This window comes from Bradyrhizobium sp. (assembly GCF_036735945.1).
Classification (GTDB): Bacteria; Pseudomonadota; Alphaproteobacteria; order Rhizobiales; family Xanthobacteraceae; genus Bradyrhizobium.
This window is the reverse complement of the sequence record NZ_DAINNI010000015.1, coordinates 24,155-50,176: the sequence shown is the minus strand read 5'-3', so window position 1 is coordinate 50,176 and position 26,022 is coordinate 24,155. Positions and strand designations below refer to the sequence as shown.

The window sequence follows — 26,022 nt, the reverse complement described above, 5'->3', positions numbered from 1 at the left end:
ACTGGAACGCGCGACGTTTCTGCCCCTTGGCACTGCAAAAGCCGCACGCCATATGCTCTATATAATGCTCTTCATCCGCAACCGGGGGATTCCCTGCCTTGAACGCCATCGCCGAACTGAACGATCTCACTGACCGCTCGCTGCTGATCGTCGAGGATGACAAGCCGTTTCTGGAGCGCCTGTCGCGCGCCATGGAAACCCGCGGCTTCGCGGTGACGTCCTGCGACACCGTGACCGACGGGCTGGCGCAGATCAACAAGGCGGCGCCGGCCTTCGCCGTGGTGGACCTCAGGCTCGGCGACGGCAACGGGCTCGACGTGGTGTCGGCGCTGAAGCGCAAGCGTCCGGACGCGCGCACCATCGTGCTCACCGGCTATGGCAACATCGCCACCGCCGTCACCGCGGTGAAGATGGGCGCGGTCGATTATCTCTCGAAGCCTGCGGATGCCGACGACGTGGTCGCCGCCCTGCTCGCGAGCGGCACCGAAAAATCCGAGCTGCCATCGAACCCGATGTCGGCGGACCGCGTGCGCTGGGAGCACATCCAGCGCATCTACGAGATGTGCAACCGCAACGTCTCCGAAACAGCGCGGCGGCTCAACATGCACCGCCGTACATTGCAGCGGATTCTCGCCAAGCGCGCGCCGCGCTGATCCTACAGCGGGCATAATTCTATCCCGTCGTCCCGAGGAAGCGCGGTGCGCGCTCCTCGGGGATGACGGATCAGGACTGACGCCCCGCAGTGCGAACACGTCGCTCGTCAACACTTTCCACTTGCCCAAGAATGCAGCAGCCCCGACTGTGCTCCAGCTCAGTCGACACATGGCGTGCGAGAGCGCCGGCGCGGCCGGGTTTGGGAGTGACCGGCGATGAAGCATGGGACTCGCTGGCTGCCCGGTCTCGACGCGGTCCGCCGGTATGAAGCGGCATGGCTTCCGCACGATGCTTTCGCCGGACTTGTGCTCGCGACCATGCTGGTGCCGGTCGGCATTGCCTATGCGGAGGCGTCGGGCTTGCCCGGCATCTACGGACTCTACGCCACGATAATACCGTTGCTCGTCTATGCCGTGTTCGGCCCGAGCCGCATCCTCGTCCTGGGACCGGACTCGGCCCTTGCAGCCATCATCCTTGGCGTTGTCGTTCCGCTGTCGGGCGGCGATCCCCTGCGCGCTGTAACCCTGGCCGGCACGATGGCCATTGTTTCGGGAACGATTTGCATTCTGGCAGGCCTCGCGCGCCTGGGGTTTCTGACCGAACTTCTTTCCAAGCCGATACGCTACGGCTACATGAACGGAATTGCCCTGACGGTGTTGATCAGCCAGATGCCCAGGCTGTTCGGCTTCTCGATTGAGAGCGGCGGTCCGCTGTCAAGCCTGTGGAGAATCGGCGGCGCAATCCTTGAAGGCAAGACAAACTGGGCCGCCTTCGGCATCGGGCTCGGCACATTGACGGCCATACTGCTGCTCGAGCGCAACAAGCGGCTGCCTGGCATTCTGATCGCCGTCGTTGGAGCGACGGCCATCGTCGGCGTGCTTGATCTTGGGGCGCGCCATGGCGTGACGGTTCTGGGTCCCCTTCCCGAGGGCCTGCCCGGTTTTGCCATTCCCTTGATCGGCTACGACGATATGCTTCCGGTGCTGATCGGCGGCTGCGCCGTCGCGCTGGTATCGTTCGCCGATACAAGCGTCCTTTCGCGGGCTTATGCCGCGCGCCTGGGCGACCAGCCCGATCCCAACCAGGAGATGGTGGGGCTCGGCGCAGCCAATCTGGCAGCCGGCTTTTTTCAGGGCTTCCCGATCAGCAGCAGCGGTTCGCGCACCCCCGTCGCCGAAGCCGCTGGCGCCCGCACCCAGCTCACCAGCGTCGTCGGCGCGCTTGCGATCGCTTTCCTGCTGCTGATGGCGCCAAACCTCCTTCGCCACCTGCCCACCGCCGCACTGGCTGCCGTCGTCATCGCCGCCGCGATCGGCCTGTTTGAAGTCACCGACCTCAAACGGATCTACCGCATTCAGCAGTGGGAGTTCTGGCTATCGATGATCTGCTTTGCCGGCGTGGCCGTGCTCGGGGCGATCCCGGGAATAGGTCTGGCCATCGCGATCGCCATCGTCGAGTTTCTATGGGACGGCTGGCGTCCGCACTCGGCCGTGCTGGGCCGCGCCCACGGCGTCAAGGGTTACCACGACATCACGCGATATCCGGATGCACGCCAGATCCCCGGGCTGGTTCTGTTTCGGTGGGACGCACCCCTGTTCTTCGCCAACGCCGAGTTCTTCAAGGAACGCGCGCTGGACGCGGTGACGAAATCGCCGACATCGGTTCGCTGGCTGGTCGTCGCGGCTGAGCCGGTCACGAGCGTGGACGTCACCGCCGGCGATACGCTCGCCGAACTGGACGAGACGCTGCATGCACAGGGTATCGAGCTTTGCTTTGCCGAGCTCAAGGACCCCGTAAAGGACAAGCTGAAGAAATTCGGTTTATTGGCGCAGCTTGGCGAGAATTGTTTCTTCCCGACCGTCGGAGCAGCCGTTGCCGGCTACCTGGAAGCCCATGATGTAGAGTGGGAAGACTGGGAAGACCAAGCCTGACGTCAGCAGGCGGCGTACCGGCGAGCCGTTTCGTGCCGCTCAAAACTCCACATGCCCTTGCGGATCGACCAGGCGGTTGATCCGCTGGGCTGCGGCCATCGCGAACCGCACCGTCATCGATTTGCGCGTCGCGGCTGGCAGGCGATGCTCGGGCGCCTCGCAATGCAGATGCGCGCCGTAGGCATCGGCGATGATCAGGCCGGTATCTTCCGGAAAGATCTCGCACGGCAGATCCTGCGTGAAGGCGAAGAACAGCCGGTCGCAATGCATCCGGTAATCCTGCCATTTCTGGTCGGCACGCAGGTCCTCCACCGACGACTTGATCTCGACGATCCAGATCTCGCCGCGCTCGTTCAGCGCCACGAGGTCGGCGCGGCGGCCCGACGGCAGCGGCAGTTCGCTGATGCAGGAGAAGCCGAGCGACCGTAACAGCCTTGCGGTGCCGCGCGCGATCGCAAGCGCCGTCTCCGACTGGCGGCGGTCCGGCGCAGGCACGAGGCTGATCTGGCGGGCAGGCGATTCCATCATTCGAACCATAACCGATTTCGCACCGTCCAACAGGCTGACCAGCGCACCGTCAGCCGCAATTTCGACCCCTGCCCGCCCTGTTTTCGGCCATAGCCACCCGCGAAGCCGGTGAAACGCGGGTTCCGAGGGGACGAAACATCTGGAGGAGATCCATGAAGTCTCGCATCACGTTTCGCTCACTCGTTTTCGCTCTCGCCACCCTTCCACTCGCCGCCGGCCTCTCAGCGGCCGATGCCAAGCCCACCGTCGAAGTCGCCTTCGTGCTGGATACCACGGGCTCGATGGGCGGCCTGCTCGAGGGCGCCAAGCGCAAGATCTGGTCGATCGCGACCGCGACCGCCGATTCCAATCCCGACGCCGACATCCGCATGGGCCTCGTCGCCTATCGCGACATCGGCGACGACTATGTGGCCAGGAAGGTCGACCTCACCACCGACATCCAGGATCTCTACGCCCAACTCCTGGAGCTGAAGGCCCGCGGCGGCGGCGACTGGCCGGAAAGCGTCAACGAGGCGCTCGATGTCGCCGTCAACAAGATGCAGTGGAGCAAGGGCGGTGACGTCAGGCGGATCGTGTTCCTGGTCGGCGACGCGCCGCCGCACATGGACTACGCGCAGGACACCAAATATCCGGTGACGCTGTCGGTGGCGAAGCAGAAGGACATCATCGTCAATGCGGTGCTGGCCGGCAACGCTCAGGACACCGCGCGGATCTGGCGCGATATCGCCCAGCACGGCAATGGCCGCTTCATCCCGATACCGCAGGACGGCGGCGAGGTGGTGCTGATCGAGACGCCGTTCGACGAGGAGATCATCATCCTGCAGCGTGAGATCAACGGCACCGTAATTCCGTACGGGCCGAAGCAGTTGCAGAAGCGCACCGAGGGCAAGACCAAGCAATTGTCCGAGGTCGCTGCCGCAGCGCCCGCGCAGGCATCCGAGATGGCGAGCTATCTCAACAAGCGCGCCAGGGCGACGTCGGAGGCCGTCACCGGCGACGGCGATCTCGTCGCCGACGTCACCGCCGGCCGCAGCAGTTTCTCCGCCATCAAGGACGAGGACCTGCCCGACAATCTGCGCGCGATGAAGCCCGAGCAGCGCGTCGAGGAAGTCAACAAGCAGATGACTCAGCGCAAGGCACTCAACGAGAAGCTCGCCGCGCTGGTGGCCAGCGCGACAAATACGTCGCCGAGCAGCGCACCAAGGCGCCGCCGAAGGCTTCTTCGTTCGACCGCGCCGTCGAGGACACGCTGAAGGCGCAGATCAAGCGGTAGGGTTTACTACCCGTCATTCCGGGATGGTCCGCAGGACCAGACCCGGAATCTCGAGATTCCGGGTTCGATGCTTCCGCATCGCCCCGGAATGACCACCTGCGATCAGCCGTGCCGGCCCACGGCGAGCTGGTAGATCGTCATGATCACCTCGAACAGGATCAGGAGCACGATAATCACTTCGAGCCGCAGCGAGCGGCGCGTGTCGATGATATCGGTCAGCACCTGCGCGCTCTCGGCGATCACGGCGAGCTTTCTGTTCAGCGATTCCGCGCGCTCCTCGAGTTCGTACTCGTCCGCCAGGCGCGCGTACAGCCGCTCCAGATGCGGCTTGTCCCAGAGCACGTCCGGCTTCTCCTCCACTTCGACCGGCCCCGACACCCGGTGCCGCACCAGCAGCGCGTTGCCGATATTTTTCAGGATCGAGCGGCGGCTGCCGTGCATGCGCCCGCTCCGCGCCAGTTCCCGTGCGATCGGTTCGGTCGTGTCGAACACGCTGGCGACCTCGCGCTCGTGCCGGGCCAGAACGACGCTCTTCGCCAGCGCCTCGCCGATCAAAACCAGCCGCTCGGGCGACAGGCTTTGCAGGCAGATCGGGCCGCCGGGCGGGATCTGGTCCTCCCGTTCCGGCGCCAGCTCGATGATGGCGGTCTCCTCGTCGCGTCGTGCGAACTTGCCCAGCACGCGCTGGTCCAGGCTGCCAAGGAATTCCTCCTCTTCCAGCGCATTCAGCCCGATCAGCACCACCACGCCATAACGGAAGAGTATCGCGATGCCGTTGGCATTGACGCGAAACGCAAGCGGCATCGTGGCAAGCACATCACCGCGTTCGAGCCCCGACGTGTTCAGGCGATCGCCGACGAAGAAGGCGCGGGCCGTGGTGCGGGACCCGACCGCCGGCGATGCAGATACGTCACTCATGGAACATCCAACTGCTGAAGCCACCGACCCTATCACGGCGCCGTGTAGGCCGCATGTCGGTCACATATCGATACAGGCCCGTGTTGACCCCCTGCGCGGGATGAATATGTTGCCGTTATGGACAACAAAACCGATACCCAGGCCGAGAACCAGGCCAAGGCCGGCGCGATGATCGTGCCGGTGACGCCGTTCGAGCAGAACTGCACCATCATCTGGCACGAGCCTTCCAAGAAGGCCGTGGTGATCGATCCCGGCGGCGACGTTCCCCGGATTCTGGAAGCGATCAAGCAGACCGGTGTCACCGTCGAGAAGATCTGGCTGACCCACGGCCACATCGACCATGTCGGCGGCGCCGCCGAATTGCGCGACGCGCTGCAGGTCAGGATCGAGGGGCCGCACATCGCCGACAAGCTTCTGCTCGACAACGTTGTCTCGAGCGGCGAGCGCTTCGGCATGACCGGCGTGCGCAATTTCGGGCCCGACCGCTGGCTCGACGAGGGCGACCAGGTCTCCATCGGCGAACTCACCTTCGACATCCTGCACTGTCCCGGCCACTCCCCGGGCAGCGTCGTGTTCTTCAACAAGGAATTGCGCTTCGCCCATGTCGGCGACGTCCTGTTCAGCGGCTCGGTCGGGCGCACCGACCTGCCCGGCGGCAGCCATGCGACGCTGATCAATTCGATCACGGAAAAGCTGCTGCCGCTCGGCGACGATGTCGGCTTCATCTGCGGCCACGGCCCGGGCTCCAGCATCGGCCAGGAGCGGCTGACCAATCCCTTCCTGACCGGCGAGATGTGAGGGAAGAGCCGCGGCGGCGCTGCGGCTATTTCATCAATCCCGCCGCCGTCAGCGCACGCGTGATGACGGCACTGACATCGATGCGGCGGCGCTTCGGCGCGCGTGGCGCGGGCGTCGGCTGACTGACCGGCTTGTGGGACCTCGACCACAGCGTGGCGGCGAGATCGGACGACTGCAGGGACTCGGTGGCGGCAGACCGCACAACCTGCGCTCGCTTTGCGATATCCGGCGCGGCCGCTTCGTTCGGCTGGCTGACGCGCTCGGTCAGGCCGAAAAAATTCGCGATATGATAGGATGAGGAAATCCCTGCCTCGATCAGGAACGCGCCCTCCGCGCCGTAGGGCTCGTCATTGCCGGCCAGCCCCAGCGGCGTGCCGTGGGCCATGTCGGTGATGGTGTAGGATTCGACGATGGTCTCGCCGTCGGCATTCCACCAGACGTCGCGAGGGTGACCGTCGACTTCCCCGCTCGACATCGGCGCCGCCGGCAGGCCGTGGACGTCGAGCCATTGCTTGACGATCTCATCGGCGTTGGCCGGGTTGACGGTGCGGTCGGCGCTGCCGTGCCATACCGACACTTTCGGCCAAGGCCCCCTGTGCTTCGACGCCTTGCGCACGAAATCGCCGAGCTTGCCGGCGGGGCGCGAGGTCGACTGCATCATGCCGCCGAGCGCTTCGCGGACATTGCTCGCGATACCGTAAGGCAGGCCGGCGATAACGGCGCCGCCCGCGAACACTTCCGGATAGGTCGCCAGCATCACCGACGTCATCGCGCCGCCCGCGGAAAGACCGGTGATGAAGATGCGTCGCGAATCGATCGCGTGGTCGGCCACCATGCGCGCAACCATCTGGCGGACCGAGGCAGCCTCGCCGCGACCGCGCGCGATGTCACCCGGGTTGAACCAGTTGAAACAGGTGTTGGCATTGTTCGACGCCTGCTGCTCCGCCATCACGAGCGCAAAGCCATAGCGTTTGGCGAGCGTCGACCAGCCGGTGCCGAAATCGTATCCGGATGCGGTCTGGCCGCAGCCATGCAGCACGACGACAAGCGCGGAAGCGCGCGGCAACGCATCGGGCACATAGGCGAACATCTTCAACGCGCCCGGATTGGTGCCGAACCCCGTAATTTCCACGAGTGGGCTCGACGCGCCAGGCAAAGCGCTTCGGCCATAGATTCCCAAGCCATTGAAGCCGCTCAGCTTCGGAAATTGACGCAGGAATTCGACGTTCTTGGCAAGCGACAACGAGAGGGCTCCTGGGGCGATTGCTCTTTGTAACGCTGATCAGAACAGATAGTTGCTGCAGTGCAAAATAAAAAGGCCGAGCACTGTCATTCCCCACAATCAAATTTTGGCGGTTGACGTTAATTTGTCACGGCGTGATCCGACGCATCCATGTCAGGAATGCGGCGCAGGCGATGATCGACGTGGCGGATGACGTTGCCGTTAAGCACGAATACCACTGTGCCGCGAATCGATGACGAAGCGAGTGTAGCTACGGCACATCACGCGGCCGACGGCGGCTCCAGCGAGCCCGTCAGCGAGGCGCGCTGCGACAGCTCGATCCAGTTGCCGTCGGGATCGCGCACCATCGAAATCCGCGCGGTCGTTCCCAGCGTCACCGGCGCGCGTGCCTCGCGGCCGCCATGCGCCAGCACATAAGCGTGTTCGCGGTCGACCTCGAACACCTGAAACGTGATGTAGCGCCAGCCCTTGCCGTCGAAGGCGGCATCGCCGGGTGCATCCGCCGCCTGTTCAACAATCAGCACCGTGTCGCCCGCAAGGAACGTCATCGCTCCGGCATATTGCCCCTGCTGCAGCCCCAGCGCCTCCCTATAGAAGCGACGGTGCGCCTCGATGTCGCGCACGCCGAGCCGGATGCCGATGCGCTCGATCCCGAACAGGCCTTTCGGCACCAGCGACACGCGGTTGCCGTCGGGATCGGTCATCGTCTGCGGGGCCGCAATACCATCACGCGCGATCAAGAGTTCGAGGTAGCCTGACGGCGGATTGTCGGGCAGCGGCTCGTAGACCTGGTTGATCTTCAGGATCGAGCCGCAGAGATCATGACGGTGCTGCTTGTAGCCGCGGCGGATCGGCTGGGTGTACTCGAAGGGAAGCCCGATCTCGTTCTGCCAGAACGCCAGCGCCGCCGGCGCGTCGTTGGTGGCAAAGCCGATGTCGATGCGGGGTTTTGCAAGTTTCATGATGGCTTCTGCCGGCGATGCGAGGCGGAATTCCGGATGACGGTAAGTCAGCCAGCCCTGCGTGACAACCATGCGCTGGCGGCGGGTGTACCAGCATTGCCTTGCCCTTCCCCACCCCGTACCTTGGCCACGAGCAATTCCAAAAGAACAATAATTCCGGAGAGAACCACCCATGGCACGCCTGAAATTCGGAGCCTTTCTCGCCCCGCATCACCCGATCGGCGAGAATCCGCTGCTCCAGTTCCGCCGCGACCTCGACTTCGTCGAGCAGATCGACACGCTCGGCTATGACGAGTTCTGGTGCGGCGAGCACCATTCCTCGGGCTGGGAAATGATCGCCTCGCCGGAGATGTTCCTGGCGGCCGCCGGCGAGCGCACCAAGCGCATCAAGCTCGGCACCGGCGTCGTCTCGCTGCCCTATCACCATCCCTACAACGTCGCGCAGCGCATGGTGCAGCTTGACTGGATGACCGGCGGCCGCGCCATCTTCGGCTCCGGACCCGGCGCGCTGGCTTCCGACGCGCACACGCTCGGCATCGACCCGATGACACAGCGCGACCGCCAGGACGAGGCGATCGCGATCATCCGACGCCTGTTCAAGGGCGAACGCGTCACCGCCAGGAGCGACTGGTTCACCATGCAGGACGCCGCGCTGCAACTGCTGCCGTTGCAGGAAGACATGCCGTTCGTGGTGGCCTCGCAGATCTCGCCCTCGGGCATGACGCTCGCCGGCAAATACGGCATCGGCATCATCTCGCTCGGCTCGATGTCGACGCAGGGCCTGATGGCGTTGCCGACGCAATGGGGCTTTGCCGAGGACGCCGCCAAGAAGGCCGGCACCACCGTCAGCCGCGACGACTGGCGCGTGCTCCTGAGCTGGCATATCGCCGAGACGCGCGAACAGGCGCAGCGCGAGGCCGGCGCCGGCCTGATGCGCTGGCACAATGAATACACCGTGCGCACGCTGCAGCGGCCCGGCGTCGAGCCGTTCAAGTCCGCCGAGGATGCGGTCGAGAAGACCGCGGGCGGCGAGAACGCCGCATCCACCATCGGCACGCCCGACGATCTGGTCAAAACCATCAAGAACCTGATCAACGTATCCGGCGGCGTCGGCGCCATCATCGGTTTCGTGCACGACTGGGCCAACCCGGAGAACACGCGGCGAAGCTGGGACATGGTGGCGCGCTACGTGATCCCGGAGATCAACGGCTATGTCGCCAAGCTGCGCGAGTCGCAGAAATTCCTGATCGAGAACCGCGCGGTGTTCGAGCGGGCGGGCCAGGCCGTGATGGCGAAGATCATGGAGAACGAAAAGGCCGCCGCGGCGCTGCCGCTGACCGGTCCCGGCCGCGTGGCGATCCCGACCGTCAACGCGCCCGACCTGCAGAAGGAAGCCGCCAAGCGCAAGGCGTGAGGGGACGAAAGCTTTATCCCCGTCATTGCGAGGAGCAAAGCGACGAAGCAATCCATCTTTTGCGCGGCGGGAATGGATTGCTTCGCTTCGCTCGCAATGACGGGGTTGATAGTTCGGCCGCGACAAAGCCGCCGGCACCGTAGATAATGCCAGCCGATATCGAGGCTCAACCGGAGCAGTTGCCATGTCGATGCAGAGCGTCGCCTCTCCCGTCTACAGCTTCACCCCGCCGCGGCGCAATTCGCTGACGCATATTCCAGGCGACGAGGGCTGGCCCTTCATCGGCAAGACGCTGGAGGTGCTGGCCGACCCCAAGGGCCAGGTCGAACGCCAGTCCAAAAAATACGGGCTGGTCTATCGCAGCCATTTGTTCGGAGAGACCAGCCTCGTCCTGCTCGGACCGGAGGCCAACGAACTCGTGCTGTTCGACCAGGCCAAGCAGTTCTCCTCGACGCTGGGCTGGGGACGGATTCTGGGGCTGCTGTTTCCGCGCGGCCTGATGCTGCTCGATTTCGAGGAGCACCGCCTGCATCGCCGCGCGCTGTCGGTGGCGTTCAAGTCCGGGCCTATGAAGTCCTATCTCGGCGAACTCGATACCGGGATCGCGGCGCGGGTGGCGCGATGGAAGTCGCAGCCCGGGCCGATGCTGTTCTATCCCGCGATGAAGCAACTCACGCTCGACCTCGCGGCGACGTCCTTTCTCGGCGCCGGCATCGGGCCGGAGGTCGACGAGATCACGCGCGCCTTTGTCGACATGGTGGCGGCTTCCGTCGCCGTGATCCGCAAGCCGTTGCCCGGCACGCAAATGGCGCGTGGCGTCAACGGCCGCAAGCGTATCGTCGCCTATTTCTCCGAGCAGATTCCGATCCGTCGCGCCAAAGGCGGCGGCGACGACCTGTTCTCGCAATTGTGCCAGGCGACCCATGAAGACGGCGCGCTGCTCTCGACGCAGGACATCGTCGATCACATGAGCTTCCTGATGATGGCGGCGCACGACACGCTGACCTCGTCGCTGACCTCGTTTGTCGGTGAGCTGGCCGCCCATCCGGAATGGCAGCAGAAGCTGCGCGACGAGGTCACGGCGCTCGCCCTCGCACCCGATGCGGCGACCAGTTTCGATCATCTCGAGGCGATGCCGCTCACGGAGATGGCCTTCAAGGAAGCGCTGCGGCGGAAGCCGCCGGTGCCCTCGATGCCGCGCCGCGCCATCAAGGATTTTTCGTTCAAGGGGTATGCGATCCCGGCCGGCACCATGGTCGGCGTCAATCCGCTGTTCACCCACCACATGGCGGAGATCTGGCCCGAACCGGAAAAATTCGATCCGATGCGCTTCACCGAGGAGGCGCAGCGCAACCGCCACCGCTTCGCCTGGGTGCCGTATGGCGGCGGCGCGCATATGTGCCTCGGCCTGCACTTCGCCTACATGCAGGCGAAATGCTTCGCGCGGCACTTCCTGCAGAACCTCAGCGTCTCGCTGGAGCCCGGCTACAAGCCGGACTGGCAGATGTGGCCGATCCCGAAGCCGCGCGACGGATTGCGCGTGGTGCTGAAGCCGGTTTGAGGGTTGCGCCTAGTTAACCAGCGTCGTGAGTTGCGCGCCCTCGTCCGCCACGAACACCGCGATCAATTCCGCGGGCTCGGTGGCGCTGGCGTTCGCCGAGACCAGATGCGTCGCGCCCGGCGGCTCGAAGAATGACTGGCCGACGCCGAATGTTTCGACCGGACCGCCGGCAAGCTGCGAACGGATCTGGCCCTTGGTGATGTAGGCGGTGACGGAGCCGGCATGGCGGTGCGCCGGCGTAAATCCGCCGGGGCCGTAGAACACGCGAACGATGGTGACGCGCTTTCCCGGCACGTTCGGCAAGGCATGCGACGTGATCGGCTCGACCACATCCTGCGAGCCGGTCACGCTGTTGGCGCATAGCGGCTCGATGACCGCGGAGACGGCATCGATGGTGGACGGCAGCGCCTTGCCGATGACGAACGCACAGGCGAGACCGGCGATGATAGCGAGGTGGAACGGGCGGCCTTCGGTCAGCGGCGGCAGTCGAAATGTTGCGGACATTTGTGTCTCTCCCCAAGCGCTCTGGCTTCTATTGGTCATTCCGTCTGATCGAACGACTTCCTCATCGCGACATAGCCCTGCTGCTGCTGGCTCCAGTTGCGGCCGCCGGTCATGCCGCCGTCAACGACGAGATCGTGGCCGTTGATGAAGGTGGAACTGTCGCTCGCAAGAAACACCGCGGCCTGCGCGATGTCCTCCGGCAGGCCCGCGCGCGGAATCGGTTGCGCCGACTTGAAGGCCTCGCGCATCACCGCCGACGTCTTTTCGGCCGCCTCGACCGGCAGGCCGAGCGCCTTGCCGAAGATGCCGGTCGCAATCGCGCCGGGTGAAATCGAGTTGACACGGATATTGGCTTCGCCGAGTTCCATGGCCGCGCATTTGGTGAGATGGATGACGGCGGCCTTCGCCGCGCCGTAGACCATCGAGGAGGAAAAGCCGGCGAGCCGGCCGGCGATGCTGCCATTGTTGATGATGCTGCCGGAACCCTGCCCGCGCATGTGCGGGGCCGCGTGCTTCATGCCGAGCATCACGCTGCGCACCAGCGTGGCCATCGCGGCGTCGAACTGCTCGACGTCGAGGCCTTCGATGCCGCCGGTCTGCGCCGGGCCGCCGGCATTGTTGAACAGGCAATCGATGCGGCCGAATTTTTCCACCGAAAGAGTGATCAGCGCCTTCATTTGCCCTTCGATCGTGACGTCGGTCTGGCGAAAGATGCAGGCGGCGCCGAGCCTGTCGGCCACTGCCTCGCCTTCCCTTGCGCGGCGACCGGCGATCACGATCTTTGCGCCTTCGGCGACGAATAGTTCCGCAGTGCGCAGTCCAATGCCGCTGGTCGCGCCTGTGATCACCGCGACCTTGCCATCCAGCCTTCCCATTTGCGTTCCCCGTCAATATCGGTTGACGTCACTATTCCCGCACCTCGCCGACAAGGCAAGCGAGCCGGTTCCATCCCGATTACCCCGCTGTGCGACCCCGGTGGCTCCGAAATCCCCGATTTTCGATATGCTCGGCCATACTTTGGATTCGCTGATCACGTGAAGTGACAATCCCGATGAAGAAATTGATCGACGAGTTCAGGTGCGGATGGCAGGGAATTTCCCAGCCCTCGTTGCTGTTGAGCGCGACATTCGCGGCCGGCTGCCTCGTGCTCTCGACAATCGCCCGGTGGGGCATCGCCCATATTCGCCCCGACGTGTTCTTCGCGCTTTATTTGCCGGCTGTGTTCCTCGCCGCCGCGATCGGCGGCGCCAGGATCGGGATCGCAACCGCTGTCGCCAGCGGCGTGCTCGGCGTCGCCGTCAATTTCGGCAGCGCCACGGCCGATCCCGCGCGGTTTGCCCTGCTCCTGATATTCTGGGCGGTATGCGGTTTCGTCATCTGGGGCGTGGAGCACTACCGGACGATCGTCGCGCAGCAGCGGGAAGATGCCAGCCGCCTGATCAAGGAAGAGGAATACCGCAAGCTTCTGATCGAGGAATTGCAGCACCGCCTGAAGAACAAGACCTCGACGATCCACGCCGTGCTGCACCAGGTGCTGCAGGACCAGCCGCAGGTCTGGGGCGCAATCGATGGCCGGCTCCGGGCATTGTCGGCAACCGACGATCTGATCGCGCGGCTCGATGGCAATGGTTGCGACATCAAGGACATGCTGCGTTCCGAACTCGGCCCCTACGGCCATGTCCGCTTCAATTTGAACGGCGGCTCGCTGTTCCTGCCGGCCAAGCTGGCGGTCAGCCTGGCGCTGATCTTTCACGAACTCGCGACCAATGCCGGCAAGTATGGCGCGTTTTCTTCGGCGCGCGGTCTGCTGCAGGTGTCGTGGTCGGTGTCGGAGGATCGCCTCAACCTGACCTGGGACGAGACCGAGGGGCCGATGGTTGAAAAAGTCGGCCCGTCCGGCTTCGGCACCAGGCTGCTTCAATCGGCGCTTCGCGCCTTCGACGGCAAGACCGAAATCCGCTACCTGAAGTCGGGCGTGCATTGCACGATGCAATGCCGGATTCCCGCCGCTTGAGGCCCGGCTCCACCATTGGCTTCCGTAATACATGAACGGAACTGCACGGCTGCGGTACTCTGTTATTTCGCATTGTCATTCTGTTAATGACGATCGAGCCAATACGATCGGAAATCTCCGACTTTTACGATTGTCGCGGTTTTTCGCAGTTCCACTTAACCAATGCTACAAGGGACTTTGCCAGTCTTCGTGGCATGCATAGTACCTACAAGAAAAATTTTCAGGCCGCGGCGACGCAGGCCGGCAATGAAGGCATATTTGATTCCGAATTGAGTGTCCTGCGCGACGTCTTCAGGCTGCTTCCGGCCGGCGTGACGGTTCAGGACGAGACCGGCGAGTTCGTGCTGATGAACGACGCCGCCGCAGCTCTGCTGCAGACGGTCACGGCGGAGACGGCTTCGCAATTGAGCGACCGCCGCGAGACCTGCCTCGAACTGCTGCGCGCCGGCCGCACGGCCGTGCTCGAAGAGGCCGTGACCGGCACTCCGACCAAGCAGGTTTTCCTGACCGCGCACCGGCCTGTCCGGATCGCCGGGCGCGATCTCCTGATCTCGAGCTCCACCGACATCAGTGAACAGAAGGCTTTCGAGGACCAGCTGTTCCGCTCCGCCTATTATGACGAACTGACCGACCTGCCGACGCGGCGCGTGATCGAGCATCGCGTCAACAGCCTGCTGAAATACGACGGCGGACGGGGCCGCTTCGCGCTGGCGTTTCTCGACGTCGACAATTTCAAGCACATCAACGACTATTACGGACACACGGTCGGCGACGCGCTGTTGGTGGAGATCGCCAAGCGGCTCGGGCTCGACCTGCGCGAAACCGACGTCCTGTCGCGCATCAGCGGCGACGAATTCGTGCTGCTGCTCAACCCGGTCGAAAATGTCTCCGAGGTCGAGGAGTTCATCCACTTCATCCTGCAGCGGCTGAAGGCGCCGTTCTTCATCGATCAGTCCGAGATATTCGCCTCGACCTCGATCGGCGTCAGCCTGTATCCCGAGCACGGCCGCAGCTACGAGGTGCTGCGCCAGAACGCCGACATCGCGATGTACCGCGTCAAGAACGGCAGCAAGGGCGCCGCCGCATTCTTCGACGCCAGCATGGAGCGCGAAGCTCTGGCGCGCATGAAGATCGAGCAGTCGTTGCGGCTGGCGATCCTGGAAAAGCGTTTCTGCTGCGCCTTCCAGGCCAAGGTCGATATCCGGACCCAGGAGGTCATGGGCGTCGAGGCGCTGGTGCGCCTGCGCGACGACGACGGGGTGATCCAGGCGCCCTCCACCTTCATCAATCTCGCCACCGAGCTCGGCCTGATCGACGAGCTGACCCACCTCGTGCTGGCCGAGATCGTCAAGTCGATCGACCTGATCAACGAGACCTTCGGCGCCGACACCACGATCAGCATCAATGTCGCGGCCCAACAGGCCGGCAATCCCGAATTCATGCGGGCGTTCGCCGAGGCGCTCGACGCCACCGGATTCCCGAAGCGCTTCATGATCGAGGTGACGGAAGACGCCTTCGTCACCAAGACGCACTTCCAGGACGAAATCCTGCCGGTCCTGCGCAAGATCGGCGTCAGGATATCGATCGACGATTTCGGCATTGGCTACTCGTCGCTGTCGGCGCTGGCGGACATTACCGCCGACGAGATCAAGATCGACCGCTCCTTCATCACCGACATTCACAAGCGTCCGCGCAGCCAGGGCATCCTGCGCGCGATTGAATCCCTGAGCGAAGCGCTCGGCATGACCGTGATCGCCGAGGGGGTCGAGAGCTTCGAGGAGCTGGCCTATCTGCAGGCCGCGACCAAGATCCGCTACGCCCAGGGCTACTACTTCTCGAAGCCGATCTTCCTGGAAGACCTCAGGCTGGCCTCCCCGCGCGCCAGCGAGGCGCGCGGCAATGTCATCAGCCGCCCGGCGCCGGAGACCCGCGCCTATTCGCGCGGCGGCGGCTATCGCCGCTGACCGCGGCGACCCAGCGATCGCCTCGGCCCGTTTCGTTCTGCGGCGGCGTGAGTTCGTCCGCCTTCGGCGGCGACGTCTCCGGCGCCACCGATCGGGGACATGGCCAGCGAAGCCGCCAGAACGCCTGCGGCGCCTTCGCCTTGCACGCGCATTAAGCTTTGGGTAACCGGTTTTCCTAACGCCTTGTGACGTTTGCGCATCGTATGCATCTCTCGGGGGAAAAGAGAGAATGCGCGGTCTGTTTCACCACCTGCAGGGCATCAAGGCCCGAACAGCAGTAACCGGACGGCACCTCGCCGCGACGGTCCGGGGACCGGTGCTGTGGCTGACGCTGTGCGGCGGCGTGCTGGTCACGGCGATTTTCGTCGGCACCATCATGATGGTCGGCGAATTCCGCGAGCGCGCGCTTGCAAACAGCGAGCGCGAGCTTGAAAACACGGTACTTCTGGTCAGCCGCCACTTCGATCAACAGTTCGAGGATTCCGACACGCTCGCCGACGACGTGATTACCCGGCTGCAGATATCGGGCATCGGCTCGGAAAGAGAATTCCGGCAACGCGTCACAAGCACCGAGGCGTACGAGATCCTGCGGTCCAAGGCGGGCGTACTGTCCTATCTCGGCGACATCTCGATCTTCGATTCCAATGGCGACATGCTGAACTGGTCGGGCCCGCTGCCGGCGCCGAGGCTCAACATCTCGGAGCGAGCCTACTTCAAGCGTTTCAAATTCGATCCGCGATCGCCCTTCCTTTTGACCGAATCGGTTCGCAGTTACATCTCCGGCAATTTGAACTCCATCATCGCCCACCGATTGCGCGGCGAGGACGGCACTTTCCTCGGCGTGATGGTGCGCCGCATCAACCCCGGCAACTACGAAAAGTACTTCGCGTCCGTCACACTCGGCACCGGCGCCACCATCTCGATGTTTCACGCCGACGGCACCATGCTGGCGCGCTATCCGCGCGTCGATGAAATGATCGGGAAGAATTTCTCCTCGGCGCCGCTGTTGCAGCGGATCAATGAGAAGGGCGGCCAGCAGACCCTGCGCGTGCAAAGCCCCGTCGACCAGACGGCGCGGCTTGGATCTGCGGCGCCGCTCGTGCACTATCCGGGCGTGGTGATCGCGACCAACACGGTTGCCGACGCGCTCGCCGACTGGCGCGAACAAACCAGGTTACTTATCTTCGCGGCAACGCTGGCGGCCGGGGTGATCGCTCTCACCCTGTTCCTGATCATCCGGCAGATCACCCGGCAGAGCCGCGAAGCGCAGCAGCGGCTTGAAGCGGAACGCGGCCGGCTCGACACCGCGCTGAACAATATGATCCAGGGTCTCGTCACGTTCGACGCGTCGGCGCGCCTCGTCACCTTCAACCGCCGCTACATCGACATGTACAATCTGTCGGCCGAGGTCGTGAAGCCGGGCTGCCATTTCCGCGACCTGATGCAGCACCGCAAGGACAGCGGCTCGTTTACCGGCGACGTCGACGTATTCTGCGCCACCGTGATCCGAAACATCGCGCGCGGCCGGGTCGATCGCAGCATCATGGAGTGCCCGGACGGGCGCTCCTTCATGGCGGTCAGCAAGCCGCTGGCGGATGGCGGCTGGGTCGCCACCATGGAAGACATCACCGAAAGGCGCAATCTCGAACAGGAGCGCGACCGCAACCACGCCTTTCTGAGCCAGATCATCGATCACATTCCCTCGCAGATCACCGTGAAGGACGTGCACGACCGCCGCTATCTCCTGGTCAACCGCGTGGCCGAAGCCCAGTTCGGCATTTCGCGCGACCGGATCATCGGCAAATCGGCCTTCGACGTCTTTCCAAGGGAGGCAGCCGAAACCATCACGGCCGATGAGGAGAAGACGCTGCAATCTCCCGACGGCCTGTTCAAGGACGAGCACATCTGGGAAACCCAGGGGATGGGCCCGCGCTGGATCACCTCCAGGCGACTCAGCATCCGCAATTCGGCCGGCCAGGCCCGCTACATCATCAACGTCGTCGACGACGTCACCGAGCGCCGGCTCGCCAACGAGAAGATCGCGCATCTGGCGCATTACGACGCGCTGACCGACCTTCCGAACCGGGTGCTTTTCCGCGAGCAGATCGAGCGCGAGCTTCGAAAGGCCGGGGAAGGCGAGCAATTCGCGCTGCTCTATATCGATATCGACGAATTCAAGGGCATCAACGATTCGCTCGGCCATCATGTCGGCGATGAACTGTTGAAGGCGGTCGCCACCTGCCTGAAGGGCTGCACCAAGCCGGGCGATCTGATTGCCCGCCTCGGCGGCGACGAATTTGCGGTGATCCAGACCGCGATCCGTGGCCGCCGCGATGTCGAGCAATTTGTCGCGCGGATCTACGCGGCGATCCGCCACCCCTATCAGTGTCTCGGCCACCAACTTTCGACCGATGCCAGCATCGGCATTGCGCTGGCGCCGGAGGACGGCACCGAGCTCGACCAGTTGATCAAGCATGCCGATCTCGCGATGTATGCCGCCAAGGCCGAGGGACGCCGCATCCATCGCTTCTTCGAGCCTGCCATGGACGCCCGCGCCCAGGCGCGGCTGACGATGGAGCAGGATTTGCGGCAGGCGCTGGCCGATGGTGCCTTCGAAATCCACTACCAGCCGCTGCTCGACCTTTCGAGCGGCGAAGTGACGGGCTGCGAGGCGCTACTGCGCTGGCGCCATCCCGAACGCGGCATGATCTCGCCCGCCGAATTCATCCCGGTTGCGGAAGATACCGGCCTGATCAACGAAATCGGCGACTGGGTGATGCAGACCGCCTGCATGGAAGCAGCGGGCTGGCCGTCGCGGGTGAGGCTCGCCGTCAACGTGTCTCCGATCCAGTTGAAGTCGCCGACGCTGGCGCTGCGGATCGCCGGCGCGCTCGCCGCCTCGGGTCTGGCGCCCGACCGGCTCGAGGTCGAGATCACCGAGGCGGTACTGATCCATGACGATGAAAGCGCGCTGGCGATCCTGCACCAGCTGCGCGCGATCGGCGTACGCATCGCGCTCGACGATTTCGGCACCGGCTTCTCGTCATTGAGCTATCTGAAGCGGTTCCCGTTCGACAAGATCAAGATCGACCGCTGCTTTGTCAGCGACATCGAGGTCGACGGCTCGGCGGCGATCGTGCAGGCGGTGGTGAACATCGCGGCCGCTCGCAACATGACGACGACAGCCGAGGGCGTCGAGACCGAGCAGCAGCGCGAAATGCTGCGTCAGCTCGGCTGCACCCAGATGCAGGGCTATCTGTTCAGCGCGCCGAAGCCGGCCGCCGAGGCGAGAAGGCTGCTTGGCGTGCGGCTGGAGACCAGGGCCGCCGTGGCCTGAGGCCGCTCCAGCGCGCCGGTATCGAGAAGTGCCGCCATCGCCGAACTGCCGCCCGCCTCCAGCGCCGCGATGGCCTCCCTGGCCCAGGCGTAGGAAGCCTCGAAGATTTCCGTGTGGCGATCGAAATCCGTCACGTCGATGCCGTCAGGGGACGGCGGCCGCATCACCGTGTCGAACGGCCCGACCGGGAGCGTATCGTAGCGCTGATGCGCGACGAGGCTGCGCCACAGGACGTTCACGGCGCTGGGCGCCGCGGGCAGCAGCTTCTTGCGGAACGGCGTCAGCATGGCGGCAATCAGTTCCAGCCGACCCGGCAGCGACGCATAGTCGACGTCGAACATCTCCGCCGCCGGCTCGCCGAAATGCACGACCAGATTGGGGCCGGCCTTGAGCTGATGCATCGAGCTCACCGGCACATTGTCGATGAGACAGCCATCGACCAGCATCGCGCCATCAGCCGTATAGAACGGCGGCAGCAGCCCGGGTATCGCGCTCGACGCGCGCACCGCCTGCCAGAGTGGGCCCGAGCGGATCAGTTCGAGACTATGGGTCGAGAGGTTGGTGGCGACGGCGGCGAACGGCCGCCAGCAATCCTCGATCCGGCAGTCCGCGCCATATTGCTGCGCCAGCGCGCGGTCGAACGCCTTGTGGTCCAGCAGCGAGTAGCGCGGCCAGGTCGGCCGGCGGAAGCTCCGGCTCTTGACGAAGATCTCGTGCGTGCCGCGCTCGAGATGCTCGGCCTCTAGATTCTTGGCAAAACCGGCCACCATGGCCGAGCCGACGCTGGTGCCGACGAAGATGTCGAACATCACGCCGCGCTCGCGAAACGCCTTGTAGATTCCGACATGCGCCGTGCCGAAACTGCCGCCGCCGGCGGCGACGAAGCCGACCGCACGGCCGCAGAGAAAGCGGATCAGGCTGTCGATATCGACCTGGTCCTCCAGCGCCACATGGTGATGCATGAAGGCCGGCAGCCGCGCGAGCCAGGCGGCCGTCCCGGAGACCGCGCCGCTACGCACGTCATGAACACGCACGAGGCGTCGTGCCGAAATCGGATGAACCTGGCAGGCAAAGGCCTCGATTTCAGTCAGCGCGGCCGCCGGCGCCTCGCCGCGGCAGGCGAGCACCACCATGTCGGCCTGCCGGATCGCCTTGCGGGCCCAGGGCGAGGCATCACGGCCGGCGAGATAGACCACCAGCGGCGCGGCGTGTTCGAGCTTGTTGAGCCATTCGGTGACTTCGTGTGCATCGAGCGCGCGGCCGGGAAACAACGCCTGGAGGCGGGCGGCGTCGACGATCTCGGCATTGATCGCAGAAAGTCCCTCGCGCATCCTTCGATCGAACGAGTCGGGCAGCGGCTCGACCCCGCCGCCGATCAGCGCCACCGTACGCGCCTTCGGCGAGGTACGGAACGGGGCGATGCGCGCGGTCTCCCTTGCGAACCGCTGCGCCAGCGCCGCGAGCAGCGCCTCGACGATGGCGGGCGCTTCCTTGACGAGCTTCTGGTAGGCCGGGCGCGTCAACGCCAGCACGCTGGTGTCGCGGATGGCGATCACGTCGGCGGTGCGCGGCACATCGGCGAAGAAGCCGATCTCACCGACCAGTTCGCCGGCGCGCAGTTCGGCGATCGGTTCGAGATAACCGGTCTTGCGCACCGCGAGCGCGCCATGCAGCACCAGGAACAGCGAATCCGACGGCCCGCCCTGCGCGACCAGCATCTGCCCGCGCACCAGATCCTGGCGGACCATGGCACTCAGCGCCTTCAGCCGCTGTTCGGAACTGAGCGTTCGAAACAGCGCGAAGTCTTCCAGCGCAGAACTCCAGGCAGGGACCGAGCTCGACCCGTTCATTCGGCGGTGACCCAGTTGAAACGCCCGACCTTAGCGCCGGGCAGGAACCGCCGCGAGTGATATAAAGGCTTGCGCGCCAGCGCAGCGCAGCAATAGGCCCGGATCGCGCGGACGCACCGCAACAGGTTTACCGCCAGCGCTTACGCCGCCCACCGGCCGCGATTGTTCTCCGCCAGGATCGGCCGGATCAGGCGACCGAAACGCTCGGCTTCCTCGTCGTGCAGATAGCCGGACAGGCAGAAGGAGTGACAGCCGGCATCGATGAACTGCTGCAGCGTGTCAGCGCACTGGACGGGATTACCGACAACCGCGATGCCGGCGCCCGGGCGCACCTTGGTAATGCCGGTCCACAGATGCGGCATCAGGAGATCGCCATGCTCGCGGGCAAGCTGCTGCACGCGCATATTGGCTTCCGAGCGATTGTACAGCGTCTTTATTTCCTGCATCTGCCGCTCGGTCGCATGCCGCACCAATTGCTCGGCGGCGTCCCAGGCGTCCGCCTCGTTCTCGCGGCAGATCACCTGCAGCCGCATGCCGAAGCCGACGTCGTTTTCGCGATCATGCGCGCGCGCCATCTGCCTGATCTCGGCGATGTTGGCGGCGATCTTCTCGGGCAGGTCGCCCCAGAACAGGTGAACGTCGGAATGCCTGGCCGACAATTGCCAGGCCTGGCGCGAGCCGCCGCCGAGATAGAATTTGGGAAACGGCTGCTGGTGCGGCTGCGGCCGGATCTGCGCGCCCGACAATTTGTGAAATTTTCCCTCGAAGTTGACGGGACCGCGCGTCGTCCACAGCGCCTTGAGGATCGAGACCTCCTCTTCCATCAGTTCGTAGCGCGCCTCCTTCGGATAGCGCACGCCCTCGCCTTCGACCTCGCTCTCGTTCTGGCCCGCGATCAGATTGATGCAGATGCGTCCGCCCGACATCTGGTCGAAGGTCGAGATCATTTTCGCCAGCAGCACCGGGTTGATGTAGCCCGGTCGCGCGGCGATCAGCGGCTTGATGGAGGAGGAGCGCGCCGCCATGAACGCGCCTGATATCCACGCCTCCCAGCAGGCCGCGCCGACCGGGATCAGGAGATATTCGAAGCCGGCCTTTTCCGCCGCCTGCACCACGCGGTCGCACAGTTCGGGCGAGCCGGGAATCTGGGCGTCCATCAGGCCATAGGCCGTGGTGTCGCCATGCGTGGGCAGATACCAGCCGAATTCGAGTGGACGCATGACGTTTCTCCTGATCGACGCTTGTGGCCTGGTCGTTAGGCACTGAGTTTAGCGGCTGCGAGGCGCACGGCAATCGGGTTCCGGTTGCAGCGCGCTTTCAATCGCGACCACGGCAAGATAGAGTCCCGACCATGTCCCCGGTCTCGCTGCTCCTCAACATCATCTGGATCGTTCTCGGCGGCGCCTGGATGGCGTTCGGCTGGCTGGTCGCCGCCGTCATCATGGCGATCACGATCATCGGCATTCCCTGGGCGCGTGCCGCGTTCAACATCGCCGCCTACACCCTGTTCCCGTTCGGCTTCACGGCGGTCTCGCGCGACGTCTATAGCGGGCAGGAGGATATCGGCACCGGGCCGCTCGGGGTGATCGGCAACATCATCTGGCTGGTGCTGGCCGGGTGGTGGCTGGCGCTCGGCCATGTCGTCACGGCCGTCCTGCTGGCCGTGACCATCATCGGCATTCCGTTTGCCTGGGCGCACCTGAAGCTTGCCGGCATCGCCCTGTGGCCGATCGGCAAGATCATCGTTCCCGCGAGCTGAACTCGCGTCGAGCTATTCCGCCGCTGTCGGCGCAGGCTTCAGCCGCTCGAACTCGGCGTCGCTGATCTCGGTCTGGGCCACCAGCACGCTGCAGCGCAGGCGCTTGACCAGATAGCTGCCGATCGAGCCGAACCAGCGCGCCAGCGTCCCCTGCGGACGGTGGCCGACCACGACGAGATGAGCGCCGATTTCCTCGGCGACTTCGGCGATTTTCTGCCCGGCGTCGCCGACCTCGAGCCGCGCGGTCGGCGTGAATCCCAGCGCCTTCAACCGCTCGGTGCCTTCGTTCAGGATGGCCTTGTAGTCCTCGGTCTGCAGTTCGATCGGGATGGTGAGCCCGGCTTCCGGCGTCATGATCGAAGAAACCTCGACGACGGCGAGCAAAAATACCTCGGAACGGCAGAGTTGTGCGAGCTTTGCGCCCTCCCGCAACGCGCGCCGCCCCTCGACCGAACCGTCATAGGCGAGAAGAACCTTCCTATACATCGTACGTCCCCATCGATGGCGAGAAGTTCAACGCACCAAGACTAGCACCAATCGGCGGAATCGGATCGGAATTTTGATAGGGAAACGCTGCCCACATCGTGCCACCTTCGTCGCACGCCCCCGCCAAGGGCCCGGTTGCCCCTGCCCGGCCAATCGGCTAAATGATGCTGCGAAGCACCCGTAGCTCAGCTGGATAGAGCGTTGCCCTCCGAAGGCAAAGGTCACACGTTCGAATCGTGTCGGGTGCGCCACTCTACGAGTTTGCACGATATCGTCGCCGAGCAACGGAAACGGCTGCATCGCGCGCGCCGCCAGCCGTACGAAATTCTTGTCGCCGGTCGACCGGACCGGAAGCATTGCCGTACTAATCCGCAAGCCCCAGGACGAACGCCAAAGCGATACCGAGCCGAGCCATATCCTGGTTGCCGAGACGCCCGATCTTCTGCCCGATCCGTTCGCGTCTCACGGTGACCGGCTTGTCGGCCATGACCTGCGATTTGAGTCGCAATCCATTTTCGGGCATTGGCTCGATGGTGACGCGAAAATCCGGAGCGTCCACCAACTCCGAAGTCAACTGGCAGATCACCACGGAGGCATGGGTCTCCGGGAAGGCGTCACTCTGCACGACGACCGCCGGGCGGGGCTTGCCATAGTCACCGGCCGCCGCAACGGTCACCACGTCACCGCGTCGCATCTGCATCGAACTCGGAGACCGACTCGATCCACTGCAGAGCGTCGCGCTCGCGATCGGGCTCGAGACCGGCGACCTGTTTCGCCACCCGGCGTCGGACTGCCCGCGAGCGAGCATCAGCTACCACGAGACGCAGCTCACGCAGGCCCCGGGCACGCCTCCGCTGCCGCATCATCTTCATCCTTTCGGCGGGCTCCGCCATTGGATATCCTCCTTCGTAACGCGTTACAGTGTAACGCGTTACGAGCCGGAAGGCAAGAGCCTGCGGCCGGCCTCGGGTGCGCCAAAAGGTGCAGCAAACTCGCCAGCCACCACGGCGAAGAAGGAGCTTGGCGAGAAGACCAGTGCCATTCCCTCACTGGATGTGGCATGAAGGGCTGCGCAACGGAGATTCAATTTCAATGTAGTTTATTGTTTCAGAGGAGAACAATGAAATGCGTCGAGCACCGATCCTGGGCGCTGGCATTGCGCTCGCTATGGCAGCTTCCGCCAACCATGCCGCATTTGCGGAAGATGCGCCCAAAGGCAACCAAGGATACACCACTCCGACAACGATCGCGATCGATCTCGGCAAGGAAATTCCAGGCATGTCCGGCTGGCAACTGCGATTGCGCGTTCTGAACATCGCACCGGGCGGGCACATCGGGCTGCACAACCACAAAGACCGGCCAGCCGTTGTCTACTTCGATCAAGGTACGGACGTCGTCACGAACGAAGATGGTACGTCCAGGACGTTCCATTCCGGGGACACCACCGCTGAAGGCGTCAACACCGTGCATTGGCACAAGAACACCGGCAACGGGATGGTGATCATCTACACTGCCGACCTGGTCAAAGCACCGGCGAAGTAGTCTCCGGCCGCAGTTCGCAACCGCGTTGCACGGAATGCGAACTGCGGCTCAATCAGCAGCCACCCGTCAGACAACAGCAGAGGCGACGCCATCATGAGCGACCCGCGCGACTTCCATACGCCGCAACAGTCCTACAGCAAGGAAGACCTGCTCAAATCGAGCGAGGGCGGCTATTTCGACCCGGGCAATGCCCAGTTGCCGGCGCCGCCGATGCTGATGATGGACCGGATTGTCGAGCTCAGCGTGGACGGCGGCGAATTCGGCAAGGGCCACGTCATCGGCGAACTCGATATCAAGCCCGACTTATGGTTTTTCGATTGTTACTTTGCCGGCGACCCGGTGATGCCGGGCAGCCTCGGCCTCGACGCCATGTGGCAGGTCATCGGCTACTGGCTGGGCTGGTCGGGTTCGCCGGGCAAGGGCCGCGCGGTCGGCGTCGGCGAGGTCGAGTTGCAGGGCGGCATCACGCCGGACACGAAGCGCGTGCGGTACGAGGTCAGCATGCGCCAGGTCAGGCGCGGCAAGCTGGCGGTTGCCATCGCGAACGGCCGGGTCTTCGCCGACGGCACTTGCGTTTATTTTGCGAAGGATTTGAGGGTCGGGCTGATCGCGCCTGCGACCTGATGATGCAGCCGGAAGGTCCATCCGGACGGCGAAGGTAAACGATTTCACCCGCGCCGCCGCCATCTCATTAACGGCGGAGCGCCGCCGTCAGTTAACAGTGTGCGCCGGCGCACCGCCCGGAGCGGCATAACAGAAAGCTTCGAAGTAGGCTTCCAGCTCGGTGACGGCGCGGTGTTCCCACTCGCTGGCCTGCGCCAGCAAGGAGCCGCTGTGCAGCGGCCGGTGCGCCGCGGTCTGCCGGTACAGCGACGCGATGGTGCGATAGCGGCGGACGTTTTCCATGATGGCCAGGCCGTTCATCGTTCGGATCTCCCCATTTCTTTCCCGGAGACGAACTTGCGGCAGAACGATTTTCGATTCGTTAGCGCGAGAGGGAGAGCGCGCGCGTGGTTTCCCAACTATTGATGGCGGGCGGAGAACGACGGCCGTCGTGAGCGTGCTGCGACCTACTCCTCCGCGCGATCCCGCTGCGGGGACGTCGACGACGTTCCGCTCGAACAGCTGACATCCTGCGGGCGGCCGTCGACGGCAGGAACGGACGCATCGCTCCGCTCATGCGCGACGGCGGGGATCAGCAACGCGCAGGCACAGTACGCCAGCCCAATTCCGAGCAGCGATGCTGACAACACCGCGGCCGCGGAGTGCAGGGTGACGTACCTT

The 26,022-nt window shown here is 64.4% G+C and carries 23 protein-coding genes, 1 tRNA gene and 1 pseudogene; 13 read left to right on the top strand and 12 right to left on the bottom strand.

Annotated elements, in window-relative coordinates; translation table 11 throughout:
• Positions 1 to 98 precede the first annotated feature (98 nt).
• Entirely contained in the window at positions 99 to 653 is a 555-nt protein-coding gene (locus V7E26_RS08005; protein WP_283031085.1) for an ActR/PrrA/RegA family redox response regulator transcription factor, read from the top strand.
• A 216-nt stretch (positions 654 to 869) separates the two neighbouring features.
• On the top strand, positions 870 to 2,585 hold the full coding sequence (locus V7E26_RS08000) for a SulP family inorganic anion transporter (RefSeq protein ID WP_324414902.1): 1,716 nt from the start codon (positions 870 to 872) through the stop codon (positions 2,583 to 2,585).
• Between the two features lie 39 nt (positions 2,586 to 2,624).
• Here V7E26_RS08000 and V7E26_RS07995 read toward each other — a convergent pair whose 3' ends face one another.
• Entirely contained in the window at positions 2,625 to 3,110 is a 486-nt protein-coding gene (locus tag V7E26_RS07995) for an MmcB family DNA repair protein (protein ID WP_324414901.1), read from the bottom strand.
• A gap of 155 nt (positions 3,111 to 3,265) precedes the next feature.
• Here V7E26_RS07995 and V7E26_RS07990 point away from each other — a divergent pair.
• Positions 3,266 to 4,386, top strand: a pseudogene (locus V7E26_RS07990) (vWA domain-containing protein).
• 102 nt (positions 4,387 to 4,488) lie between these two features.
• Here V7E26_RS07990 and V7E26_RS07985 read toward each other — a convergent pair.
• Positions 4,489 to 5,304: an RMD1 family protein gene (locus V7E26_RS07985; RefSeq protein WP_324414900.1), complete on the bottom strand. Its 816-nt coding sequence runs from the start codon at positions 5,302 to 5,304 to the stop codon at positions 4,489 to 4,491.
• A 117-nt stretch (positions 5,305 to 5,421) separates the two neighbouring features.
• On the opposite strand from V7E26_RS07985, the gene V7E26_RS07980 reads away from it, so the two are divergent.
• Complete coding sequence (locus V7E26_RS07980; protein WP_324414899.1) at positions 5,422 to 6,102, top strand: MBL fold metallo-hydrolase; 681 nt, start codon at positions 5,422 to 5,424, stop codon at positions 6,100 to 6,102.
• Positions 6,103 to 6,127: 25 nt separating this feature from the next.
• Here the strand turns inward: V7E26_RS07980 and V7E26_RS07975 are convergent, their stop codons facing one another.
• Entirely contained in the window at positions 6,128 to 7,345 is a 1,218-nt protein-coding gene (locus tag V7E26_RS07975) for an extracellular catalytic domain type 1 short-chain-length polyhydroxyalkanoate depolymerase (protein ID WP_324414898.1), read from the bottom strand.
• A 260-nt stretch (positions 7,346 to 7,605) separates the two neighbouring features.
• Positions 7,606 to 8,307 carry a VOC family protein gene (locus V7E26_RS07970; protein ID WP_324414897.1) on the bottom strand — a complete coding sequence of 234 codons (702 nt, stop codon included), beginning with the start codon at positions 8,305 to 8,307 and terminating at the stop codon, positions 7,606 to 7,608.
• Positions 8,308 to 8,479: 172 nt separating this feature from the next.
• On the opposite strand from V7E26_RS07970, the gene V7E26_RS07965 reads away from it, so the two are divergent.
• Positions 8,480 to 9,721, top strand: coding sequence for an LLM class flavin-dependent oxidoreductase (locus V7E26_RS07965; protein ID WP_324414896.1), 1,242 nt, complete (start codon positions 8,480 to 8,482; stop codon positions 9,719 to 9,721).
• Positions 9,722 to 9,905: 184 nt separating this feature from the next.
• Complete coding sequence (locus tag V7E26_RS07960) at positions 9,906 to 11,282, top strand: cytochrome P450 (RefSeq protein ID WP_324414895.1); 1,377 nt, start codon at positions 9,906 to 9,908, stop codon at positions 11,280 to 11,282.
• Positions 11,283 to 11,291: 9 nt separating this feature from the next.
• Here the strand turns inward: V7E26_RS07960 and V7E26_RS07955 are convergent, their stop codons facing one another.
• Both V7E26_RS07955 and V7E26_RS07950 read right to left on the bottom strand, forming a co-directional pair.
• The gene (locus V7E26_RS07955; protein ID WP_324414894.1) at positions 11,292 to 11,786 is read right to left on the bottom strand and encodes a cupin domain-containing protein; all 495 of its coding nucleotides are present in this window, start codon (positions 11,784 to 11,786) and stop codon (positions 11,292 to 11,294) included.
• 35 nt (positions 11,787 to 11,821) lie between these two features.
• Entirely contained in the window at positions 11,822 to 12,661 is an 840-nt protein-coding gene (locus V7E26_RS07950) for an SDR family NAD(P)-dependent oxidoreductase (RefSeq protein WP_324414893.1), read from the bottom strand.
• Positions 12,662 to 12,837: 176 nt separating this feature from the next.
• On the opposite strand from V7E26_RS07950, the gene V7E26_RS07945 reads away from it, so the two are divergent.
• The 3 genes from V7E26_RS07945 to V7E26_RS07935 all read left to right on the top strand — a co-directional run bounded on the left by V7E26_RS07945 (position 12,838) and on the right by V7E26_RS07935 (position 19,101).
• Positions 12,838 to 13,800 (top strand): sensor histidine kinase, encoded by a 963-nt coding sequence (locus tag V7E26_RS07945; protein WP_324414892.1) that lies wholly within the window; start codon positions 12,838 to 12,840, stop codon positions 13,798 to 13,800.
• Positions 13,801 to 13,994: 194 nt separating this feature from the next.
• Positions 13,995 to 15,764 (top strand): putative bifunctional diguanylate cyclase/phosphodiesterase, encoded by a 1,770-nt coding sequence (locus V7E26_RS07940; protein WP_324414891.1) that lies wholly within the window; start codon positions 13,995 to 13,997, stop codon positions 15,762 to 15,764.
• A 229-nt stretch (positions 15,765 to 15,993) separates the two neighbouring features.
• The gene (locus tag V7E26_RS07935) at positions 15,994 to 19,101 is read left to right on the top strand and encodes a bifunctional diguanylate cyclase/phosphodiesterase (protein WP_324414890.1); all 3,108 of its coding nucleotides are present in this window, start codon (positions 15,994 to 15,996) and stop codon (positions 19,099 to 19,101) included.
• Here V7E26_RS07935 and V7E26_RS07930 read toward each other — a convergent pair.
• Together V7E26_RS07930 and V7E26_RS07925 are read right to left on the bottom strand one after the other, a co-directional pair.
• Entirely contained in the window at positions 19,017 to 20,951 is a 1,935-nt protein-coding gene (locus V7E26_RS07930; protein WP_324414889.1) for a patatin-like phospholipase family protein, read from the bottom strand. The genes V7E26_RS07935 and V7E26_RS07930 overlap by 85 nt on opposite strands.
• Before the next feature lie 140 nt (positions 20,952 to 21,091).
• Entirely contained in the window at positions 21,092 to 22,171 is a 1,080-nt protein-coding gene (locus V7E26_RS07925) for an LLM class flavin-dependent oxidoreductase (RefSeq protein ID WP_324414888.1), read from the bottom strand.
• A 131-nt stretch (positions 22,172 to 22,302) separates the two neighbouring features.
• Here V7E26_RS07925 and V7E26_RS07920 point away from each other — a divergent pair, with 131 nt between their 5' ends.
• Positions 22,303 to 22,710, top strand: a complete 408-nt coding sequence (locus V7E26_RS07920) for a YccF domain-containing protein (protein ID WP_324414887.1) — start codon at positions 22,303 to 22,305, stop codon at positions 22,708 to 22,710.
• A 12-nt stretch (positions 22,711 to 22,722) separates the two neighbouring features.
• Here the strand turns inward: V7E26_RS07920 and V7E26_RS07915 are convergent, their stop codons facing one another.
• The gene (locus V7E26_RS07915; protein WP_324414886.1) at positions 22,723 to 23,196 is read right to left on the bottom strand and encodes a universal stress protein; all 474 of its coding nucleotides are present in this window, start codon (positions 23,194 to 23,196) and stop codon (positions 22,723 to 22,725) included.
• A gap of 174 nt (positions 23,197 to 23,370) precedes the next feature.
• On the opposite strand from V7E26_RS07915, the gene V7E26_RS07910 reads away from it, so the two are divergent.
• A tRNA-Arg gene (locus V7E26_RS07910) sits at positions 23,371 to 23,447 on the top strand.
• A 113-nt stretch (positions 23,448 to 23,560) separates the two neighbouring features.
• On the opposite strand, the gene V7E26_RS07905 is transcribed toward V7E26_RS07910, so the two are convergent.
• On the bottom strand, positions 23,561 to 23,890 hold the full coding sequence (locus V7E26_RS07905; protein ID WP_324414935.1) for a type II toxin-antitoxin system PemK/MazF family toxin: 330 nt from the start codon (positions 23,888 to 23,890) through the stop codon (positions 23,561 to 23,563).
• Positions 23,877 to 24,089, bottom strand: coding sequence for an antitoxin MazE-like protein (locus V7E26_RS07900; protein WP_324414885.1), 213 nt, complete (start codon positions 24,087 to 24,089; stop codon positions 23,877 to 23,879). The genes V7E26_RS07905 and V7E26_RS07900 overlap by 14 nt, the downstream gene beginning before the upstream one ends.
• Before the next feature lie 232 nt (positions 24,090 to 24,321).
• Here V7E26_RS07900 and V7E26_RS07895 point away from each other — a divergent pair, with 232 nt between their 5' ends.
• Both V7E26_RS07895 and fabA read left to right on the top strand, forming a co-directional pair.
• Positions 24,322 to 24,738 carry a cupin domain-containing protein gene (locus V7E26_RS07895; protein WP_324414884.1) on the top strand — a complete coding sequence of 139 codons (417 nt, stop codon included), beginning with the start codon at positions 24,322 to 24,324 and terminating at the stop codon, positions 24,736 to 24,738.
• Positions 24,739 to 24,831: 93 nt separating this feature from the next.
• Positions 24,832 to 25,362: a bifunctional 3-hydroxydecanoyl-ACP dehydratase/trans-2-decenoyl-ACP isomerase gene (gene fabA / locus V7E26_RS07890; RefSeq protein ID WP_324414883.1), complete on the top strand. Its 531-nt coding sequence runs from the start codon at positions 24,832 to 24,834 to the stop codon at positions 25,360 to 25,362.
• An 87-nt stretch (positions 25,363 to 25,449) separates the two neighbouring features.
• Here fabA and V7E26_RS07885 read toward each other — a convergent pair whose 3' ends face one another.
• Complete coding sequence (locus V7E26_RS07885) at positions 25,450 to 25,662, bottom strand: hypothetical protein (protein ID WP_324414882.1); 213 nt, start codon at positions 25,660 to 25,662, stop codon at positions 25,450 to 25,452.
• Positions 25,663 to 26,022: the final 360 nt, after the last annotated feature.

Bases quoted from the DNA above. Each gene is read 5' to 3' on its own strand.
- V7E26_RS08000 (WP_324414902.1), top strand. From the start codon at position 870: ATGAAGCATGGGACTCGCTGGCTGCCCGGTCTCGACGCGGTCCGCCGG.
- V7E26_RS07995 (WP_324414901.1), bottom strand. From the start codon at position 3,110: ATGGAATCGCCTGCCCGCCAGATCAGCCTCGTGCCTGCGCCGGACCGC.
- V7E26_RS07985 (WP_324414900.1), bottom strand. From the start codon at position 5,304: ATGAGTGACGTATCTGCATCGCCGGCGGTCGGGTCCCGCACCACGGCC.
- V7E26_RS07980 (WP_324414899.1), top strand. From the start codon at position 5,422: ATGGACAACAAAACCGATACCCAGGCCGAGAACCAGGCCAAGGCCGGC.
- V7E26_RS07970 (WP_324414897.1), bottom strand. From the start codon at position 8,307: ATGAAACTTGCAAAACCCCGCATCGACATCGGCTTTGCCACCAACGAC.
- V7E26_RS07965 (WP_324414896.1), top strand. From the start codon at position 8,480: ATGGCACGCCTGAAATTCGGAGCCTTTCTCGCCCCGCATCACCCGATC.
- V7E26_RS07960 (WP_324414895.1), top strand. From the start codon at position 9,906: ATGTCGATGCAGAGCGTCGCCTCTCCCGTCTACAGCTTCACCCCGCCG.
- V7E26_RS07955 (WP_324414894.1), bottom strand. From the start codon at position 11,786: ATGTCCGCAACATTTCGACTGCCGCCGCTGACCGAAGGCCGCCCGTTC.
- V7E26_RS07950 (WP_324414893.1), bottom strand. From the start codon at position 12,661: ATGGGAAGGCTGGATGGCAAGGTCGCGGTGATCACAGGCGCGACCAGC.
- V7E26_RS07945 (WP_324414892.1), top strand. From the start codon at position 12,838: ATGAAGAAATTGATCGACGAGTTCAGGTGCGGATGGCAGGGAATTTCC.
- V7E26_RS07940 (WP_324414891.1), top strand. From the start codon at position 13,995: ATGCATAGTACCTACAAGAAAAATTTTCAGGCCGCGGCGACGCAGGCC.
- V7E26_RS07935 (WP_324414890.1), top strand. From the start codon at position 15,994: ATGCGCGGTCTGTTTCACCACCTGCAGGGCATCAAGGCCCGAACAGCA.
- V7E26_RS07930 (WP_324414889.1), bottom strand. From the start codon at position 20,951: ATGAACGGGTCGAGCTCGGTCCCTGCCTGGAGTTCTGCGCTGGAAGAC.
- V7E26_RS07925 (WP_324414888.1), bottom strand. From the start codon at position 22,171: ATGCGTCCACTCGAATTCGGCTGGTATCTGCCCACGCATGGCGACACC.
- V7E26_RS07920 (WP_324414887.1), top strand. From the start codon at position 22,303: ATGTCCCCGGTCTCGCTGCTCCTCAACATCATCTGGATCGTTCTCGGC.
- V7E26_RS07915 (WP_324414886.1), bottom strand. From the start codon at position 23,196: ATGTATAGGAAGGTTCTTCTCGCCTATGACGGTTCGGTCGAGGGGCGG.
- V7E26_RS07905 (WP_324414935.1), bottom strand. From the start codon at position 23,890: ATGCGACGCGGTGACGTGGTGACCGTTGCGGCGGCCGGTGACTATGGC.
- V7E26_RS07900 (WP_324414885.1), bottom strand. From the start codon at position 24,089: ATGGCGGAGCCCGCCGAAAGGATGAAGATGATGCGGCAGCGGAGGCGT.
- V7E26_RS07895 (WP_324414884.1), top strand. From the start codon at position 24,322: ATGCGTCGAGCACCGATCCTGGGCGCTGGCATTGCGCTCGCTATGGCA.
- fabA (WP_324414883.1), top strand. From the start codon at position 24,832: ATGAGCGACCCGCGCGACTTCCATACGCCGCAACAGTCCTACAGCAAG.
- V7E26_RS07885 (WP_324414882.1), bottom strand. From the start codon at position 25,662: ATGAACGGCCTGGCCATCATGGAAAACGTCCGCCGCTATCGCACCATC.